Annotated in this window: 19 protein-coding genes and 1 pseudogene; 4 read left to right on the top strand and 16 right to left on the bottom strand. The window is 59.9% G+C overall.

Annotated elements, in window-relative coordinates; genetic code table 11:
- Positions 1-71 precede the first annotated feature (71 nt).
- The 3 genes from miaA to IPM27_11260 are packed head-to-tail and all read left to right on the top strand — an operon-like array spanning position 72 to position 2,769.
- A complete protein-coding gene (gene miaA / locus IPM27_11270; protein MBK9162119.1) occupies positions 72-1,133 on the top strand; it encodes a tRNA (adenosine(37)-N6)-dimethylallyltransferase MiaA in 1,062 nt (353 codons plus the stop codon).
- A gap of 21 nt (positions 1,134-1,154) precedes the next feature.
- Positions 1,155-1,544 carry a DUF302 domain-containing protein gene (locus IPM27_11265; protein ID MBK9162118.1) on the top strand — a complete coding sequence of 130 codons (390 nt, stop codon included), beginning with the start codon at positions 1,155-1,157 and terminating at the stop codon, positions 1,542-1,544.
- A gap of 58 nt (positions 1,545-1,602) precedes the next feature.
- Positions 1,603-2,769, top strand: coding sequence for a nucleotide sugar dehydrogenase (locus tag IPM27_11260; GenBank protein MBK9162117.1), 1,167 nt, complete (start codon positions 1,603-1,605; stop codon positions 2,767-2,769).
- 43 nt (positions 2,770-2,812) lie between these two features.
- On the opposite strand, the gene IPM27_11255 is transcribed toward IPM27_11260, so the two are convergent.
- The 4 genes from IPM27_11255 to IPM27_11240 form a co-directional block, all read right to left on the bottom strand.
- Entirely contained in the window at positions 2,813-4,510 is a 1,698-nt protein-coding gene (locus IPM27_11255) for a GAF domain-containing protein (protein ID MBK9162116.1), read from the bottom strand.
- Complete coding sequence (locus IPM27_11250) at positions 4,507-4,878, bottom strand: hypothetical protein (protein ID MBK9162115.1); 372 nt, start codon at positions 4,876-4,878, stop codon at positions 4,507-4,509. The genes IPM27_11255 and IPM27_11250 overlap by 4 nt, the downstream gene beginning before the upstream one ends.
- Before the next feature lie 66 nt (positions 4,879-4,944).
- Complete coding sequence (locus tag IPM27_11245; GenBank protein ID MBK9162114.1) at positions 4,945-5,499, bottom strand: GNAT family N-acetyltransferase; 555 nt, start codon at positions 5,497-5,499, stop codon at positions 4,945-4,947.
- A gap of 95 nt (positions 5,500-5,594) precedes the next feature.
- Positions 5,595-6,026 (bottom strand): DUF4902 domain-containing protein, encoded by a 432-nt coding sequence (locus IPM27_11240; protein MBK9162113.1) that lies wholly within the window; start codon positions 6,024-6,026, stop codon positions 5,595-5,597.
- A 153-nt stretch (positions 6,027-6,179) separates the two neighbouring features.
- Between IPM27_11240 and IPM27_11235 the strand changes: the two genes are divergently transcribed.
- Positions 6,180-6,893: an autoinducer binding domain-containing protein gene (locus tag IPM27_11235; GenBank protein MBK9162112.1), complete on the top strand. Its 714-nt coding sequence runs from the start codon at positions 6,180-6,182 to the stop codon at positions 6,891-6,893.
- Between the two features lie 2 nt (positions 6,894-6,895).
- Here IPM27_11235 and IPM27_11230 read toward each other — a convergent pair whose 3' ends face one another.
- From IPM27_11230 to IPM27_11175, 12 genes and pseudogenes are all read right to left on the bottom strand, one after another.
- Positions 6,896-7,792 (bottom strand): 4-deoxy-4-formamido-L-arabinose-phosphoundecaprenol deformylase, encoded by an 897-nt coding sequence (locus tag IPM27_11230; GenBank protein ID MBK9162111.1) that lies wholly within the window; start codon positions 7,790-7,792, stop codon positions 6,896-6,898.
- A gap of 76 nt (positions 7,793-7,868) precedes the next feature.
- On the bottom strand, positions 7,869-8,909 hold the full coding sequence (locus IPM27_11225; protein MBK9162110.1) for a bifunctional UDP-4-keto-pentose/UDP-xylose synthase: 1,041 nt from the start codon (positions 8,907-8,909) through the stop codon (positions 7,869-7,871).
- 118 nt (positions 8,910-9,027) lie between these two features.
- The gene (locus IPM27_11220; protein ID MBK9162109.1) at positions 9,028-9,945 is read right to left on the bottom strand and encodes a formyltransferase; all 918 of its coding nucleotides are present in this window, start codon (positions 9,943-9,945) and stop codon (positions 9,028-9,030) included.
- 146 nt (positions 9,946-10,091) lie between these two features.
- Positions 10,092-11,018: pseudogene (locus IPM27_11215) on the bottom strand (glycosyltransferase).
- A 172-nt stretch (positions 11,019-11,190) separates the two neighbouring features.
- Positions 11,191-11,610 carry a hypothetical protein gene (locus tag IPM27_11210; protein MBK9162108.1) on the bottom strand — a complete coding sequence of 140 codons (420 nt, stop codon included), beginning with the start codon at positions 11,608-11,610 and terminating at the stop codon, positions 11,191-11,193.
- Positions 11,611-11,617: 7 nt separating this feature from the next.
- The gene (locus IPM27_11205) at positions 11,618-12,754 is read right to left on the bottom strand and encodes a DegT/DnrJ/EryC1/StrS aminotransferase family protein (protein ID MBK9162107.1); all 1,137 of its coding nucleotides are present in this window, start codon (positions 12,752-12,754) and stop codon (positions 11,618-11,620) included.
- 154 nt (positions 12,755-12,908) lie between these two features.
- Entirely contained in the window at positions 12,909-13,280 is a 372-nt protein-coding gene (locus IPM27_11200; protein ID MBK9162106.1) for an EamA family transporter, read from the bottom strand.
- Entirely contained in the window at positions 13,277-14,917 is a 1,641-nt protein-coding gene (locus IPM27_11195) for a glycosyltransferase family 39 protein (protein ID MBK9162105.1), read from the bottom strand. Before IPM27_11195 ends, IPM27_11200 begins: the two co-directional genes overlap by 4 nt.
- A gap of 102 nt (positions 14,918-15,019) precedes the next feature.
- The gene (locus tag IPM27_11190; protein MBK9162104.1) at positions 15,020-15,889 is read right to left on the bottom strand and encodes a class I SAM-dependent methyltransferase; all 870 of its coding nucleotides are present in this window, start codon (positions 15,887-15,889) and stop codon (positions 15,020-15,022) included.
- 14 nt (positions 15,890-15,903) lie between these two features.
- Positions 15,904-16,776 (bottom strand): prephenate dehydrogenase/arogenate dehydrogenase family protein, encoded by an 873-nt coding sequence (locus IPM27_11185; GenBank protein ID MBK9162103.1) that lies wholly within the window; start codon positions 16,774-16,776, stop codon positions 15,904-15,906.
- A gap of 94 nt (positions 16,777-16,870) precedes the next feature.
- Positions 16,871-17,887: a 3-deoxy-7-phosphoheptulonate synthase gene (aroF, locus tag IPM27_11180; GenBank protein ID MBK9162102.1), complete on the bottom strand. Its 1,017-nt coding sequence runs from the start codon at positions 17,885-17,887 to the stop codon at positions 16,871-16,873.
- Positions 17,884-18,990: a histidinol-phosphate transaminase gene (locus IPM27_11175; protein ID MBK9162101.1), complete on the bottom strand. Its 1,107-nt coding sequence runs from the start codon at positions 18,988-18,990 to the stop codon at positions 17,884-17,886. The genes aroF and IPM27_11175 overlap by 4 nt, the downstream gene beginning before the upstream one ends.
- Positions 18,991-19,088 lie beyond the last annotated feature (98 nt).

The following is a 19,088-nucleotide window of genomic DNA, read 5'->3' as shown; positions in this document are numbered from 1 at the left end:
GCCAGGATTTTTTGTTTCTGCATTTCCTTTCTTCGTGGCCTTCGTGTGCTTCGTGGTGAGGCTTTTGTTTTATGACAGATAAACTGCCCCATGCCATCTTCCTGATGGGCCCCACCGCTTCCGGCAAGACCGGCGTGGCGGTGGAATTAGCACAGAAACTGCCGGTGGAGCTCATCAGCGTGGATTCCGCACTGGTGTTCCGCGACATGGATATCGGCACGGCCAAGCCGGATGCCGCCACCCTTGCCCGCGCGCCGCACCACCTGATCGACATCATCAGCCCGACCGAGGCCTATTCCGCCGCCGCCTTCCGCCGCGATGCGCTGCACTTGATGGCGGACATCACCGCGCGCGGCAAGGTGCCGTTGCTGGTGGGTGGCACGATGCTGTATTTCAAGGCGCTGCGCGAAGGCCTGAGCCCGTTGCCGCAGGCGGATGCCGAAGTGCGCGCGAAGCTGGACGCCAACATCGCGCAGCACGGCATAGCACACCTGCACGCCGAACTCGCCAAGGTGGATGCGAAAACCGCCGCGCGCCTGCATGCCACCGACACTCAGCGCATCCAGCGCGCGATGGAGATCTATCTGGTTTCGGGCAAGCCGATGTCGGAGCTTATCAAGTCCCCTTCCCCTCTCCCGGCCTTCGGCCACCCTGATGGAACTACTAGCCAATCGACTAAGCCCGCAAGCGGGCAAGTCGCTGGTTATCTCCCGCAAGCGGGAGAGGGGCTGGAGGAGAGGGTAGCTGATGACCTGCCGTACCGCATCCAGCCCATCGCGCTCATTCCATCCGACCGTGCGGTCTTGCATCAGCGCATCGCGGCCCGCTTCGAGCAGATGCTGAAGGATGGACTGGTGGATGAATTGCGCGGCCTGCGCCAGAAATACGCACTGCAGCGCGACATGACCTCGATGCGCTGCGTGGGCTACCGGCAGGCGTGGGAATATCTGGAAGGCGAAATCACCGAGGCGGAACTGATGGAAAAAGGCATCGCCGCCACGCGCCAACTGGCCAAGCGCCAGCTCACCTGGTTGCGTTCCATGCCGGACAGCATCGAACTCGACTGTCTCGATACCAATCTTGCCATCAGGGTTGAGCAGGCGCTCGAACAAGGTAGAATAAGCAATCCCTAATAGACATCAGGAGCACAAGACATGACTGCCATCAACTTCAAGCGCGAGATCGCTGCCACTCTGGATCAAGCCATCGAGCGTGCCACCAAGGCGCTGGCCGCCGAGGGCTTCGGCATCCTCACACGCATCGACATGCATGCCAAGATCAAGGACAAGACCGGCAAGGACATCATCCCCACCGTGATCCTCGGCGCGTGCAACCCGAACCTGGCCTACGAGGCCTACACCGCGAACAGCGATGTGGCCAGCCTGTTGCCGTGCAACGCCGTGGTGCGCGAGATCGCACCGGGAAAGGTGTCGCTGGAATTCGCAGCACCTTCCGGCATGATGCGCATCCTCGGCGATGAAACACTCACCGCACTGGCGGCCGAGGCGGATACACGGATCGAGCGTGCGCTCGCGAATGCCTGAAACATTCCATCGCGTATAATGCGCGCCATGATTTTTACAGCGCGCTAACGTTCGATTTATGAAGATTGCCATTGCCGGTACCGGTTACGTAGGTCTTTCCAACGCCATCCTGCTCGCCCAGCACAACGAAGTCGTCGCGGTCGACATCGTTCCCGAAAAGGTCGAGATGCTGAATCGCAAGCATTCGCCTATCGAAGACGCGGAGATCGAGGATTACCTGCAACACAAGACACTCAATTTCAAGGCCACGCTGGACAAGCGCGAGGCTTACGCCGGCGCGGACTATGTCATCATCGCCACGCCGACGGACTACGACCCGGAGACCAATTACTTCAACACCGGTTCGATCGAGTCGGTCATCCGGGATGTCATGAGCATCAACCCGCAGGCGGTGATGGTGATCAAGTCCACCATCCCGGTGGGCTACACCGTCAAGACACGGGAAAAATTCAACTGCGACAACCTGATCTTCTCGCCGGAGTTCCTGCGCGAAGGCCGTGCGCTGTACGACAACCTGCATCCCTCGCGTATCGTCATCGGCGAACGCTCGAAGCGCGCCGAGGTCTTTGCCGGTCTGCTCAAGCAAGGCGCGGTCAAGCAGGACATACCAACCCTGTTCACCGATTCGACCGAGGCCGAGGCGATCAAGCTGTTCGCCAACACCTACCTCGCGATGCGCGTGGCCTACTTCAACGAGCTCGATACTTACGCCGCCACCCACGGACTGGATACGAAACAGATCATCCAGGGGGTGAGCCTCGATCCGCGCATCGGGGACCACTACAACAATCCTTCGTTCGGTTACGGCGGCTACTGTCTGCCGAAGGACACCAAGCAACTGCTGGCCAACTACCAGGACGTCCCGCAGAACCTGATCCACGCCATCGTCGAAGCGAACACCACGCGCAAGGACTTCATCGCATTCGACATCATCAAGCGCAACCCCAAGGTGGTCGGCATCCATCGCCTGGTGATGAAGAGCGGCTCTGACAACTTCCGATCTTCCAGCATCCAGGGCATCATGAAACGCATCAAGGCCAAGGGGATCGAGGTCATCGTTTACGAACCCGCGCTCAAGGAGCCGGAGTTCTTCCATTCCAGGGTGGTGAACGATCTGGCGCAATTCAAGAAGGAAGCCGACGTCATCGTCGCCAACCGTATCACTGACGACATCAGTGATGTGGCCGGAAAGGTTTACAGCCGCGACTTGTTCGGCAAGGACTGAACGGATTCTGCGAAGACGAATGCAGTGGTCACTGCATTGAACGCTAAGACGGCAAGACGTAGTTCTTTTCGCGGAACAAGGCCATGCAGGCATCCGTCACCACCGGATCGAAATGAGTGCCGCGTTTGCCGCCGATCTCCGCGAGTGCAAGCTCGACACCCAATCCGGCACGATACGGACGATGCGACGCCATCGCCTCGACCACGTCCGCGACACTCAGGATGCGCGATTCTAGAATGATCTGATCGCCCTTGAGGCCCTGCGGATAACCGGAACCGTCCAGCCGTTCGTGATGCTGCCAGACCATCTGCGCGATCGGCCAGGGGAATTCGATATCCTTCAGGATGTCGTATCCGGACTGCGCATGCGTCTTGATCAGATCATATTCCGTCGCGTTGATCTTGCCGGGCTTGCTGAGGATCTCCGCCGGGATGTGTATCTTGCCCAGGTCATGCACCACGCCGGCAAGATGGATGCCGTGCACCTGTTCCGGCGATAACCCCATCTGAGTGGCGATAGCCAGCGCCAGATCGGCCACCCGGGTCTGGTGTCCGGCGGTATAGGGATCGCGCATCTCGACGATGGAGGCGATCGCACGTACCGTATCTTCCAGGCTGCCTTCCAGCTTCACCAGATGCTGCTGTACCATCCCCATCGCAAGGTCGCGTTCCCGGCGCGTCCGCAGGGATCGCACCCCGAATGCCATGTCCCCTGCCATTTCCTCCAGCAAATCGATTTCAGCGGCACTGAAAGCGTTTATCTCCCCGGCATAAACCGCCAGGACACCAAACACCGCGTTCCCTGCATCCAGAAGCGGCAACGCGATACTGGACGCATAGCCGCATTTGAGCGCTTCATTGCGCCACGGGGAATAATGCGCGTCGTTGGCGATATCCTGACATAACTTGGTCTTGCCGCTGCGAATGGCACGCCCGCACGGTCCCATACCCTGCGCATCCTCTGCCCATGTGGGCTGCATGGTATCCGGGCAACTCCGTGCATCAATACCGGCCTGCGCCTTGATCAAGATCGACTTTCTTGCGTCGTTCTGCCTGTAGCCCACCCAGGCCATCTGATAGCCGCCCCCCTCGACGATCGCCTTGCAGATCGAATGCAACAATTTGTCCTCGCTATCGGCACGCACCAATCCCCTGTTCACCGCGCTCAAGGCGGCGAGCGCGCGGTTGGCATGCCGGACCGCGATTTCTGACCGTCTGGATTCGGTGACATCCTCGAAAATATGCAGGGAATGCAGATAATTCCCCTGCTTGTCATATACGGTAAATGCGCGCAGTCGATATATTGCATCGCCGACTTCAAACTCATCCTCGTCTGCCGCCGCTTCGTTCTTTTCCTTCAGCCGCCGGCAGCAGGGCAGCGGCGCATCCATTTTCGGAAATATCTCGTAATAAGGCATGCCTATGATCTGCTTGAAGGGAAGCCCGGCGCATCGCTGGTAAGCCTTGTTGCAACGCAGGACGCGGAATTCCTTGTCATGAAGGAAGATCGGGTCTTCCACCGCATCCAGCGCGCCAATCCATTCATGATGCGCCCGCTCGATCTGTTCGTGCGCGCACTTCAGATTTTCTAGCATCGACTGCAATGCGCTGCGACTCTCTTCCAGTTCCAGCGTATTCAACCTGTGTTCGGCCTTCTGGCATTCAAGTCGTTCCCCGGCTGCTGCCAGTGCTTGGAGCGCTGCATCCAGTTTTTCTTGAGACGATTTATGGTTGGCGCTCATGAACGGACACCGGCGGATTTTTCGGGGAACGTTACAGCACTGGGAAGGTGGTGATTCTCCGCAAATTGCCCGCCCGATTTGCGCACCTGCACCGCTTCTTGCAAGCGATTCGATTTTCCGATCCGTCTTGCAGACCTCTCATGCTCCCTTAACGTTGTCCGGGCAAGCAGAATATGGAATACCGGAGCCAGTGCTGCAGCCATCACAATCGGTGCAATCATCGCAACCAGCACCTTCACCTCGATCTCCGGCATCGCGACTGCACCATGAGAGTGCCAGAACAGGAATGCAATCAATAACTCTCCTACCAGAGCAGCCAGACCTGCTGTAACCGCTACTTCAACCGGAATATTACGGAACATCGCCATTCCCCCACTTGCCCGCCAATCCACTGACTTCACCGGACAAGATAATTCCAAACCTCCATGGAATGCCTACTCGCCCACCTCTATCCAGCATGCGAAGATCAAGTGTCCATCGACACGCATGGGGGGACCGGCACGGTGCGCCTTGAAACCGGCATTGCGCAGCAGCCTCTCCGTGCCGAGAGATGTCACCGCGATCAACCGTTTTGCACCGAACCCCTTCGCGCACTCCAGGGATGCCTGAAGCAAATCTATCGCGACATCCGACGACATCTGCCGCAACGGCGATTGATCGGGCGAGTTGAAATCGACGGCGGCGAACCGGGACAACTCCCAGATGTCGGGAGAGTTGGGCGGCGGCGCACCGTTCAGCAATTGCGGGAACACTTCGGAAAGCAGGTAGGGATGCAGGGTCGGCAACAGCCGCGCGCAGCCGCATATCTCGCCGTCATCATCGCGCACGGCGACATAGACGGTATCTGTACGGTCGAACTGATCCTGTTCCAGGCCATCCGGCGCATGCAGGTCCCAGCCCAGATTCTCGACGAAAACCTTGTGCCGATAACCCGCCACTTGCCGGTAAATTTCCGACAGACCGGCTGCCGTACCTGTGACGATATTCATGGTCACCCCCCCTGGAAAATCGAAAAAACGGATGGGTTGATTTGAGCGCTCAGGGGTATTCCAAACAACTGTCAGAGTTGACAGGTCGCGCGGGGTCAGACTGTGGTAACGGCCTTCAGCGTTTCCGTTTGCCAATCGAAGACGTTCAGCCAGTCCATCAACTGCCTGACGGTCTGCTCCTGCCCGATATCCTGTCCGCAACTATCGACGAACATCAGGTTCGATCCCGGCGTGCCGGTCTGGACAAGCTGCGCCCTTCCTTGCAGGCCGACCAGTTCCCAGTCCCAGCCGACGCTGATGACAGGCATGCCCTTGCTGGCCCATTCTGTGTAGCCGATGATGGGCTGGGAACTGGCGCCGACGCCCCGGTGGACGGGGCGGCTTACATCGACACCGGAAAACAGGTGCTGCATTCCAATCGAGCAGAACGATTCGAAAGTCAGGCGGATATAGCCGTCTCCGGATAAACTTGTCGCCGCGCCGGATCCCGGGCGGGCCTGACATTCAGGATGGGGAGTGAGTGACATAGGTTGTGCCTTCTCGTTGATTGAAGGGATGGATAACAGGAATAATACCGGTATGGCGCGCCCGGTTGCGCTGTCATATCTGTCAGTCCTGTCAGATGTGACAGCTTGGTTTCGGCGGTATGATGTTGCCCATTCTCTGGTACAGGAGGACATGTGAAGGCCCATCAGGAAGAGCAGATCCAGTCGCTGTTGACATGCGATTCCGCGCCGGAATTGTTCCAGCGTATCGCGGTGCTGGCACGCGAACTCGGTTTCGACTATTGCTCCTATGGCATCCGCATGCCTATCCCCGTCTCCGCTCCCAGAACGGAAGTGTTCGATAATTATCCGGCCGACTGGCATACCTGTTACCGGGTACAGAATTATCTGGCGATCGACCCGACCGTTGCGCAGGGTGGACGCACGACCATGCCGTTCGTCTGGTCCGACGAACTGTTCGCCTCGGCACGCAATTTATGGGAAGACGCCCGCTCCTATGGGCTGGAACACGGCTGGGTACAATCCTGCCGCGATGCGCGCGGCATAAGCGGCATGCTGACGCTGGCACGCGACGGGGAAGAACTGTCGGCCAGCGAGTTGCAGGCCAAGAATCCCGAAATGAGCTGGCTGGCGCAGACGGCACATTTCGGCATGGCGCGCTGCCTGACCTCCAGGCTGCTGCCGGAAGCGGAGGCGGCGCTCTCGCATCGCGAGATCGAGGTATTACGCTGGACGGCGGAAGGCAAGACTGCTGGCGAGGTGGCGGACATCCTGAGGATCGCCGAGCGTACCGTCAATTTCCACATCAACAACGCCATGGTCAAACTGAACGCCAGCAACAAGACCGCAGCCGTCATACGCGCAGCGCTGCTGGGATTGCTGCAATAGGGTCAGGCTGCCACGGCCAGCTTGCCGATACGCCCTTCGAACTCGCGCATCACCACTTCGTGACGCGGCAACGCGCCAGCCTCCAGTTCCTGCAGATATTGGCGCAGCGATACCAGTTCATAGCCCTGCGCCTGCCAGCCTTGCAGTAACTGCTCGAATACCGGCATCCATTTTCCGCCTTCCAGTTCCGCGTGCAATGTGAACACATGTCCGGTAGCCGGCGGATCTTCGGTCAGTCGCAGGATGTGTTGCGCGATGTTGTCCAGCGTGATGCCTTCGCGGTTGACCAGCTCGTCCAGCGTCGGCAGTGTGGTCGGCAACTGGGGACAGGCCACGATCTCGGCCTGCCAGGTCGGAATGAAGGGGTGGGTGCCGCGCGTATCGGAACTGTAGTCGAACCCCATGTGCTGCATCAGACGCAATGCGTGGCGGTTCATCTGCCAGCCTGCGGCGGCATGGGCATGCGGCGCTTCGCCGAAGATCTCCAGATAACGATCCACCGCACGCTGCAACTCGCGCCGCGTCCAGGCCTCGTCCTTGTCAGCGACATGATCCTGCCAGCGGATATGGTCGTAACAGTGGATACCGGTCTCGAAACCGGCGTCACGCACGCTGCGCATGATGTCGGCGCAGCGCTTGCCGATGTCCGGCGCGGGCAACAAGGTCCCGTACAGCAACGTCTTGATGCCATAGTGCTCGATTACCGACATGCGCGAGACCTTGCTCAGATAACCCTTGCGGAACACGCGCTTGATGGCACGCCCCATATGGTCCGGGCCGAGCGTAAAGAAAAAGGTGGCTTGCGCGTTGTGGCGTTGCAGGGCTTCGACCAGACGCGGCACACCTTCGCGGGTACCGCGATAGGTGTCCACGTCGATCTTGAGGGCGAGTTGTTTCATTCAGGAATCAGGAATCAGGAATCAGGAGCCAGGAACCAAGTTGCTGAATCCTGACTCCCGTGTCCTGAATCCTGTTTTAATCGACCAGCCCTTTGGCTTCGGCGATCTGGCTGCGGTAGGCATCGAAAATCTTGCGCAGCGTATCGGCCATGTTGACGGTGGGCTTCCAGCCCAGTTCCTCGCAGGTGTTGGTGATCTTCGGCACGCGGTTCTGCACGTCCTGATAGCCCTTGCCGTAGTAGGCATCCGAAGTCGTTTCGACGATCTTCACCTTGGCGGCGGTATCGCGATACTCCGCATACTCACCCGCCAGTTTCAGCATCATGTCGGCCAGGTCGCGGATCGCAAAATTGTTGGCCGGGTTGCCTATGTTGTAGATCTTGCCGGTGGCGATGCCGTCCTTGTTCTCGATGATCTTCATCAGTGCGGCGATCCCATCGTCGATATAGGTGAATGCGCGCTTCTGGTGTCCGCCATCCACCAGGCTGATGTTCTCGCCGCGTACGATGTGGCCGAGGAACTGCGTGACCACGCGCGAGCTCCCCTCCTTCGGGGTATGGATGGAATCCAGCCCGGCGCCGATCCAGTTGAACGGGCGGAACAGCGTGAAGTTCAGGCCTTCCATGCCATAGCCCCAGATCACGCGGTCCATCAATTGCTTGGAGCAGGAATAGATCCAGCGCGGCTTGTTGATCGGGCCGCAGATCAGTTCGGATTCCGCCGGATCGAATTCCTCGTCGTGGCACATGCCGTAGACCTCGGAAGTGGACGGGAACACCAGATGCTTGTTGTATTTCACCGCCGCACGCACGATCGGCAGGTTGGCCTCAAAGTCCAGTTCGAACACGCGCAACGGCTGTTTGACGTAAGTGGATGGGGTCGCGATGGCGACCAGCGGCAGGATCACATCGCACTTGCGCACGTGGTACTCCACCCACTCCTTGTTGATGGTGATGTCGCCTTCGAAGAAATGGAAACGCGGCTTGCCGATCAGATCGGAGATACGGTCGGTGCTCATGTCCATGCCATACACTTCCCAGTCCGTCGTGGCCAGGATGCGGTTGGACAGGTGATGGCCGATGAAACCGTTCACACCCAGGATCAGTACTTTCTTCATTTTTTTTCCTCGATTATCAAATTCTGGCTATCCCCTTCCCCTTGAGGGGGAGGGCCAGGGAGAGGGTGAAATCTTTGCACCCCTCTCCCCCACCCCTCTCCCGCTGGCGGAAGAGGGGCTACTTAAATTCAAATTTTCCCGCGCCGTACTCTTCCGCAAACTCCGCCGCGCTCATCCCGACACCCTCCAGTTCGAAACGCACCACGCGCAACACGCCGCTGCCACAGACCGCATAGGCCTTGCCATCCTTCACATAGAAAGCCGGCTGCTCGCCCGAGGCCGTACACCCTGTAACCAGCGTTTGCAGGATACGCATGGGCTTACCCATCAGTGTCGTGGTCGCGCCGGGATACGGGGGCGCCACCGCGCGCACCAGGTTGTGTATCTGCTGCGCGGACTGCGACCAGTCGACGATGCCGTCTTCAGGTTTGCGCCCGCCGAAATAACCGCCGAGGCTCAAGTCCTGTTTCATGCGCGGCGCGGTTCCGGCCAGCAACGCAGGCAACGCATCATTCAGCGTCATCTCCGCCGCCACGATCACTTTCCGGAATACCTCATGCGCCGTGTCATTGGGCAGAATGGGTATCGCCTGCCGCGCCACGATATCGCCGTTGTCCGGTTTCTCGGTCATGTAATGCAGCGTCGCGCCGGTCTCGGTCTCGCCGAAGATTATCGCCCAATTCACCGGCACGCGCCCGCGGTATTTCGGCAACAGCGAGCCGTGCATGTTCAGCGCCCCGCGCTTCGGGATCGCCAGCAATGGCGCTTTCAGCATCTCGCGGTAATAGAACGAAAAGAAGAAGTCGGGCTGCAACTCGGCAATTCGCTCAACCACTTCGGGAGCGTTCGGATTTTCCGGCGTGATGACCGGGATGTCATGCAATTCGGCCAGTCGTTGCACGCTGTCGAACCAGATGGTCTCCTTCGGATTATCGCGATGCGTCACCACCAGCGCCACGTCCATGCCGTGCGCCAATAACACGTTCAGACAACGACAGCCTACGTCATGGTAGGCGAATACGACCGCACGGCTCATTCCTGAGCATCCGAGAACAATGATGTGTGCCTGTCATCCAGTGGTTTGGCCCTCACCCTCTTTTTCCTGCCTTCACCAAGGAAAGGCTCAGGCTCGCCCGGAACCGGTTCCTTTGCGGCTCGTCCCTTGCCCTTTTTCTCCTGTACCTCCAGTACCGCCTCGATCAGATAGCGCGGACGGTGACGCACCTGCTGGTAGATTCGCCCGATATATTCACCGAGCAGGCCGATGCCGAACAGCGCGATGCCGATCATGAAGAACATCAGCGCGAACAGCGTGAACAGTCCTTCCGCCTCGGGGCCCACCACCAGGCGGCGTATCACCAGGAACACGAAGAACAGGCCGGAGAACACCGAGATCAGCATCCCCAGCATGGAGAACATCTGCAACGGCACCAGCGAGAAGCTGGTCATCAGGTCGAAGTTGAGACGGATCAGGCTGTACATCGAATACTTGGACTCTCCCGCCGCACGCTCCTCGTGCCCCACCACCACCTCTGCCGGATTGCGCGCGAAGCTGTAGGCCAGCGCCGGAATGAAGGTGCTGACTTCCTTGCAACTGTTGATCGCGTCGATGATGTTGCGGTCATAGGCGCGGAACATGCAGCCCTGGTCGGTCATCTTGATGCGGGTGATCCTCTCGCGCAGGCCGTTCATCGCGCGCGACGCGACATGACGCCACCAGCTGTCGTTGCGCTGGCGGCGGATCGAACCGACGTAATCGTGCCCCTCGTCCATCTTCTCCAGCAGCAGCCCGGTATCCTCCGGCGGGTTCTGCAGGTCGGCGTCCAGCGTCACCACGCGCTGGCCCCGGCAGTGCTCGAAGCCGGCCATGATCGCCATGTGCTGGCCGAAGTTGCCGTTGAACAGCACCACGCGCGTCACGTCCGGGCGCTTCTGGAACTGCTCGCGCAGGATCGCGGCGGAACGGTCGCGGCTGCCGTCGTTGACGAAGATGACCTCGTACGCGATGCCGAGTTTGTCCAGCGCCGGATACAAACGGTCGAACAGGGCCTGCAGGCCCTGCTCCTCGTTATAGACGGGAATGACGACGGAAAGTTGAATAGTGCTCATAGGGGCGGCATTTTACCGCATGGGGCGCAGTTCACGAAATCGGGTTTGTAGGGTGCAATAAGCGCAGCGCATTGCACCAGATGTTTAGGGAAGATACATACGGCGCAACGCCCGTTGGTTACCTCGAAGAGATTTTTGCGCCCTTGGAGTGTTGCGTCCGACGCGGGCCACCTCAGGACTTACTGCCCATTCCAAAGGCGCGCGCGATATTGCCGGCCAGTATTTGGGTGAGTTGCTCTGGTTTGTTACCACCCTCAATTTCGGTTGCGAGTCCAATAGCCACATATTTGCACTTGTTGAAATCAACTGATGGCTCGTTGATTTGAGATACATCGGTAACATACGCAAAGCCAATGGGTAAGTTCTCTACATGCGGCTCAATCTGTGTGCCAACCCATCTGGCTGCGATGATTAGATGCGTCACTTCCCGTTCGATATTTTCGACTATCCATTTGAGCGGACTCTCAACTTCACCCAACCAATAGTCCGGGCGATCTGGCCCAGGCATTCGACGCACAAGCTTTACAACAAACGGTGTTTGGCCGTACAGCTCTTCCGGTGCGTAATCGACAGATTTTACGTGTAGCCTCATTGAGCACCTAAGGTAATCTCGACGGCAAGACCAACACCCCGCGCACCGCCGCAACGGTGCGCTCCACATCCGCCCCATCCATCGCATAGAACATCGGAAGCGAGACGATCTGCCTGCCGACGCGCTCGGCGACCGGGAACATGCCTTCCTTGAATCCCCGCGCACGGTACAGCTTGAACAGGTGGATGGGCGCATAGTGGTAGCCAATGCCGATATCGAGCGCCTTCATCTTTTCCATGAATTCGGCTCGGGTGATGCGCTCCGGCAGCACGATCTGGAACAGGTGCCAATTGGTCGATTCGAAATCCTTGGGCGGAAGCTGCGCGCCGGTCTGCGCCTCGAAGTCCGCACCGAAGCAGTCGAAATAATGCCGCGCCAGTTTGCGCCGCTGCGCGGTGATCGCCTCAAGTTGCGCGAACTGCCCGAGACCGATTGCGGCGGCGATATCGGTCATGTTGTATTTTCCGCCCAGCACGTCCACCTCGATGCCATCCCAGCCGCTGCGCGTCACGCCCTGCAGGCGATATTTTTCCGCGAGCGCAACCTCCTCTTCATTGTTCAGCACCAGGCAGCCGCCCTCTGAGGTGGTGATGTTCTTGTTGGCCTGGAAGCTGAACGAGACGAAATCGCCGAACGAGCCTATCGGCTTGCCCTTCCAAGTCGAGCCGATCGCCTGCGCGGCATCCTCGATCACGCGCAGTTTGTGTTTATTGGCTATTGCATACAGCCGGTCCATGTCCACCGGCTTGCCCGCCAGATAGACCGGGATGATCGCGCGGGTCTTCGGTGTGATCGCGGCCTCGACCTTGTCCAGATCAATATTGCGCGTTACCGGGTCGATGTCGGCGAATACCGGCGTCGCGCCGACTTCGAGGATCACGTTGGCGGTCGCCACCCACGAGATCGGCGTGGTGATGACCTCGTCGCCCGCGCCGATGCCGGCGATGCGCAACGCGATCTCCATCGTGCAGGTGCCGGAATTGAAGGTGCGCACCGGACGTCCACCGAAATAGCCGGACAGTTTCTTCTCGAATTCCGCGACCTTGGGGCCGCTGGTGATCCAGCCGGAGCGCAGCACGTCGCCGACCGCAGCGATGGTCGCTTCGTCTATAGTCGGACGGGAAAAAGGAAGGATATTGCTCATTTGAATTTATCCTGTAAAAAAACACTTCACCACGAAGAACACGAAGGCTTTTTCATGGAATTGCTTGTCAAGCGCCTACCGGCAAGGCAATTCGTTCTGGCAGCCCAATCCCTTCTTCATGCACTTCGTGTTCTTCGTGGTTCAGTATGCAAATTTACGCACGCGAAATGATGAGAACGCCGAGGATGATGACGCCCATGCCGACCACCTTGGCCGGATTGAATGCCTCGTTGAACAACCACCATGCCGCCACCGCATTCACCACATAACCCAACGACAGCAGTGGATAGGCAATGCTGACCTGCACGCGCGACAACGCGAGCACCCATATCACCACGCCGAACGCATAGCATCCCATCGCACCGATAATGTGTGGTTCGGTCGCCAGTTTCCAGCCAATCGGCAGGATGTTCTCGCGGCTGTACTCGAAATAGCCGACCGCGTTGGTTCCCGCCTTTATCAACAGTTGCGCGGCAACATTGAACAACACGCCGGTGACAATAAGGACAAAACTGATAAGGCTCATGGCTTTTTCACCACTATGTGTTGTGTATCTTCAAAAATAACCCGCATCGGCAGACCGAGGGATTTCAATTGCGGAAAGAAATATACCGGCACGATGGCCAGCGCTTCCGGTTGGCTGTCCCACACTGCGGCGAATTCCTCGACGGTCGGTATCCAGCGATGCGGCTCCTGCTCGATGCCGTAGCCCATCTCGTCACGGTACTGTACCAGAATGAAGGTGTGCTTGAGGTAGAACGCCAGCGTCTGCTCGTAGGTCAGCACCGAGTAGAACGGGATGTCCGGCCTGACTTCGGCACGGATCGCCTCGGCGATATGTTTGGCGGAACGCTCGCGCGCCACGGACTCGTAACCCGACAAACCGACCTGCGCCGTCAGCAGCGCCCCCAGCGCCAGCGCAAGCATCGCGGCAGGCTTCCTGCCGCGCCACAACAGCGTCATCCCGCCTGCCAGCCCGGCCAGTGAGATCAGCGCGGCGGCCAGCAACCACGGTGTGTAATGCGGATAGAGTTCGGCCTGATTGGGGGTGTCGGCCAGCCGGCCCATGCTCAGGCCGAGCGCCAGCAGTGCCACGGGCACCAGCAGCGCGGGAACCAGTTGCCAGAACAACGCGCGCGCGCGCATCGCGACGATGCGCTTGCCCATCAGCAGCGCCAGCGGCGGGAACATCGGCAACAGATAGGACGGCAACTTGGAGCCGGAGATCGAGAAGAACACATAGACGAACACCGCCCAGACCAGCAGGAATCGTTCGCTGTCGAATTCGCCCCGTGGCACCGTGGCATTACGCACCGTGCGCCACATGGCATCGAACATCGTCACCGTCCACGGCAGCGCGCCGGCCAGCAGGATGGGAACGAAGTAATACCAGGGCTGGTAGCGTCCCAGATCCTTGGTGGTGAAGCGCGTGTAGTGCTCGTAGATGAAGAAGCGCTCGAAGAACTCAGGATTGGCCTTCATCACCAGGTAGAACCAAGGCGCAGTGATCGCAAGGAACACCGCCAGTCCCGGCAGCCAGTGCATGCGCTTGAGCACGGAAAAATCACGCTTCACCACGCAATAGAGGAACAGCGCCGCGCCCGGCAGGATGATGCCCATCAGACCCTTGCTCAGCACGGCCAGCGCCATGCCCGCCCATGCGACCAGCATCCAATTTCGCTGCTGCTTCACTTCGGTCTGCATCTGCCCCAGCAACAAGCCGACGATGCCCAGCGTGATGAAGAAGGTCACGCCCATGTCCAGCGTGTTGACGTGGGCCATCAGCACGTAGAGCAGGCTGCTGGACAGCAGCAGCGCCGCATAGCCCGCGGCCTCGCGCCCGAACAGGCGCACGCCGGCGAACCACACCAGCAGGATGCCGGCGAAGCCGGTCAGCCCGGTCCACAGCCGCGAGGTCCACTGGTGCTCGCCGAACAGCGTGTAGGCCGTCGCGGTCGCCCAGTATTGCAGCGGCGGCTTCTCGAAATACTTCAGCTCGTTCAGGCGCGGCGTCGTCCAGTCGCCGCTCACGACCATCTCGCGCGGAATCTCCGCATACCGCCCCTCGTCCGGCTTGACCAGCGTGCGGTATTCGAGGTTGGAGAACCAGATCGCCGCGATCACGGCGAGCAGGACCAGCAGATAGCGATTCGTGATATTCATCCTGTAAACCCTATTCATCCACGAAAGACACGAAAATCACGAAATCGGTTTTCGATTTTTTCGTGTCTTTCGTGTCTTTCGTGGACAATTGTTTTTCCATTTTTATTTCTCTGCGACCACCAGCAGCGAACCGCCCACCGGGAACCTGATGCCCAGCGCCAGCAAGCCGCGCTCGACCGCCATCACCGCACCGAATGCCGCGTTCAGCAGGGGATGTATCTTCAGGCCCGGATCCATGCCGTCGTCGGCCGGCGGCGCGTTGCGCTGCAACAGGCGCGACAGCCACATCGCCGGCAGCAGCAGCGACACGAACGAGCTGACGTAACGCACCTTGAAGCCTGCCGCATACATCTTGTTCAGCAGCTCGACACGGGTATAGCGGCGCTTGTGGTGCGCGTATTCGTCCATGCGGCTCCACAGCGACGGATGCTGCGGCACGGTGAAGATCACCCCGCCGCCCGTCTTGCAGGCCGCATGGATCTGCGCCAGCGCAACGCCGTCCTCCTCGATATGCTCCAGCACGTCGAACGCGCCGATCAGGTCGAACTCCTCGCGGAACGGGATCGCCGTCGCATCCATCTGGAACAGCGTTGCCGTCGGCACGCGCTGCTTCGCGAACCCCAACCCCTCGGTGAAGATGTCGCTGCCCGAGAGCTGCGCATCCGGATAGGTCGCGCGCGTGTTAGCCAGCACGAAGCCGGTGCCGCAGCCGATCTCCAGCACGCTGGACGCGCGCGGAAAGTGGCGCAGCATCAGCTTCTTCAGCAGCGCGTTGCGCGCGACGAACCAGAAGTTGCCCGCCTCGACTTGCGCATAGCGCTTGAACAACTCGGGATCGAAGCCGTCGTTCTGCGCCGCAAGCTCCGGCGCGAACGACACGAACCCGCCGCGCTCCGCCGGCTTATGGCCGCAGGCGGGACACTTCCAGGATGAGTCGTCAAAAGGCTGTTTGCAGGCCAGGCAGAATTTCATGGGTGACCAGACGATTAATGGGTATGCCAGTTGCTGCGCACCTTGCGCGCTTCGCTGAACACCTGCTCAAGCTTATCGGCATCGCATTGCTCAAGAGCAAGGGACAACACCTTCAACTCGGCAGTGAATTTTTCCAGCTCGCCCAGCAACGCGTCGCGGTTCGCGAGGCAGATATCGCGCCACATCTCGGGGCTGCTCGCGGCGATACGGGTGAAGTCGCGAAAACCGCCGGCGGCGAAGGACAACAGCAGATCGCGGTCATCGCGTTGTGCCAGGTCGTGCACCAGCGCGAATGACAGCAGGTGCGGCAGATGGCTGACCGCGGCGAACACCGCATCGTGCTGTTGCGGGGTCAGTTCGTCCACCGACGCGCCGCAGGATTCCCATGCCCGACGCACGCGCGCCACCGTTTCCGGCGCATTCTCCGGTAGCGGGGTCAGCACCACTCTCCTGCCCCGGTACAGATCGGCATACGCCGCAGACGCGCCGCTCTTCTCCGTGCCAGCAACGGGATGCGCGGGCACGAATTGCGCGATCCTGTCACCGAGATTGCCGCGGGCTGCGGCAACCACATCGCCCTTGGTACTGCCGCCATCGGTCACCAGTGTCTGCATGCCAAGGTGCGGTGCGATGCGCGCAAAGATCGCTGCCATCTGTGCCACCGGCGTGGCGAGCAGCACCAGATCGGCATCGCTCACTTCGACGGCTTCATCCGCGCCGATGCGGTCGAGGATACCCAGTTGCAATGCCTCGTCCAGCGTGGCCCGGCTGCGCCCGAAACCGACCACTTCACCCACCGCGTCAGCCTTGCGTAGCGCCAGCGCGAACGAGCCGCCGATCAGGCCGGCGCCGAAGACGACGATTTTTTTGAATTGCGGTTTGGACATCCCGACCCTCTCCCCTACCCCTCTCCCGCAAGCGGGCGAGGGGATGGATTTCCATAGGGTGGGTTAGGCCTTGTGCCGTAACCCACCAACCAACTTACAGCGTCCGCCCGATCGCGCCGGCGATGGCGCCCAGCGTGGCCATCAACTGTTTCAATTCTCCGGGGGTCAGCGCCTGGTCGGCGTCGCACCATGCGTCGCAGGGACTCGGGTGCATCTCGACCAGCAGGCCGTCCGCACCGGCGGCGACCGCAGCCTGCGACAGCGCCGCGACCATCCAGGCCTTGCCTCCGGCGTGCGAGGGATCGACGATCACCGGCAGGTGGGTCTCCTTCTTCAGCACCGGGATCGCGGTCACGTCCAGCACGTTGCGGTAGTAGGTCTCGAAGGTGCGGATGCCGCGCTCGCAGAAGATGATGTTGTGGTTGCCGCCCGCCGCGATGTATTCCGCCGCCATCAGCCACTCGCTGATGGTCGCGGACATGCCGCGCTTCAGGATCACCGGCTTGTTGATGCGCCCGACTTCCTTCAGCAGGTCGAAGTTCTGCATGTTGCGCGTGCCGATCTGGATCACATCCACATCGTATTCCATGAACGTATCCAGCTGGCGCGCATCCATCAGCTCGGTGACGATCGGTAGCTTGAATTGGTCCGCCGCCTTGCGGAACATGTCCAGCCCTTCCGCACCGTGCCCCTGGAAAGTATAGGGACTGGTGCGCGGCTTGAACGCGCCGCCACGCATCAACCGGCAACCGGCCGCGTGCACATACTTGGCCGACAGGTCCATCTGCTCCTGCGTTTCGACCGAGCAGGGCCCGGCGATGACCTGGATCTGTTTGCCGCCCAGCGGGATGCCGCCGATGTCGATCACCGTATCCGAACGGTGCGATTCGCGCGACACGATCTTGTACTGCTTGGCGATGTGCATCGCCGATTCCACGCCGGGCAATGGCGTGAACATCTCCTCCGTCAGCGGACGCTCGTCGCCGATCGCGCCAATCACGGTGCGCTCGATGCCGCGCGAGATGTTCGCCTTCAATCCCGCAGTCTCCAGCCTTTTTACCACTGCACCGATCTGTTCTTCGGTGACTTCCCTGCCCATTACGATGATCATTTACTTTCTCCAATCGCCTGTCGCAAGGCAGTCAAAAATTTTGCGTTCTCGCTTTCCAGGCCGATGCTGACGCGCAGCCAGTCCGGCATGTCGTAGTTGGCGATGGGGCGCACGATGACGCCCAATGCCAGCAGGCGGCGGAATATCGACCCCGCATCCGCGATGCGGAACGCAATGAAGTTCCCATACGAGGGGATGTACTCCAGCCCCAGCTTTTCCAGGCCATCAGTGATCTGGTTCATGCCTTGCCGATTCAGATCGAACGTCCGCTTCACGAAGGACACGTCACGCAATGCCGCCACCGCTGCCGCCTGCGCCACGCTGTTGACGTTGAAAGGCTGGCGCACACGATTCATCATGTCCGTGATCTGCTCGTGTGCCAGCGCATAGCCGACGCGCAGCCCAGCCAGACCATAAGCCTTGGAGAATGTCCGCGTGATCACCAGGTTCGGGTGCGACTTCAGCCATGCCACGGAATCGTAGCGCTTCTCCTCGGGCAGATATTCGTTGTATGCCTCGTCCAGCACCACCAGGATTTCGGGCGGAAGATGCTGCAGGAATGCGGCCAACTCGCCCGCTTCCAGCAACGTGCCGGTCGGATTGTTCGGATTGGCGATGAAGACGATCTTGGCATTGTTTTCCCTGGCAGCCTCCAGCATCGCCTGCAGGTCGTGTCCGTATCCCTTCGTCGCCGGTACGCTGATGCCGGTCGCTCCGACCGCCTGCGTCGCCAGCGCATAGACCGCGAACGCATGTGCCGAGTAGACGACCTTGTCACCAGGCGCCAGGAATGCCCGTGCCATCAATTCCAGCAGGTCGTTGCTGCCATTGCCCAGCGTGATCCCGGGATGCGCAACGCCATAGCGCCTGGACAGGGCCTCCTTCAGCTCGAATCCATTGCCATCCGGGTACAGCGCAATGGTCTTGATCGCCTCCTGCATGGCGGCGACGGCAGCCGCACTCGCGCCGAGCGGGTTCTCGTTCGAGGCGAGTTTCACGATGCCGGTGATGCCGAGCTCGCGCTCCAGCTCCGAGATCGGCTTGCCGGGCTGGTACGGTGCGATCGCCCGGATGTATGGGGGTGCCAGTTCTGCGTAGTTCATTTCGACAATCATCAATAATCAACAAAAAGGTGCCGTTAAGGCCATAAACCTTTTATCCACGAAAAACACGAAAGGCACGAAACGATCCCAAAGGCACA

The sequence above is a fragment of the Nitrosomonadales bacterium genome (genome assembly GCA_016716325.1).
Lineage (GTDB): Bacteria > Pseudomonadota > Gammaproteobacteria > Burkholderiales > Gallionellaceae > Gallionella.
Note: the sequence above shows the minus strand (reverse complement) of the source record. Positions and strands in the feature narration are given on the sequence as shown.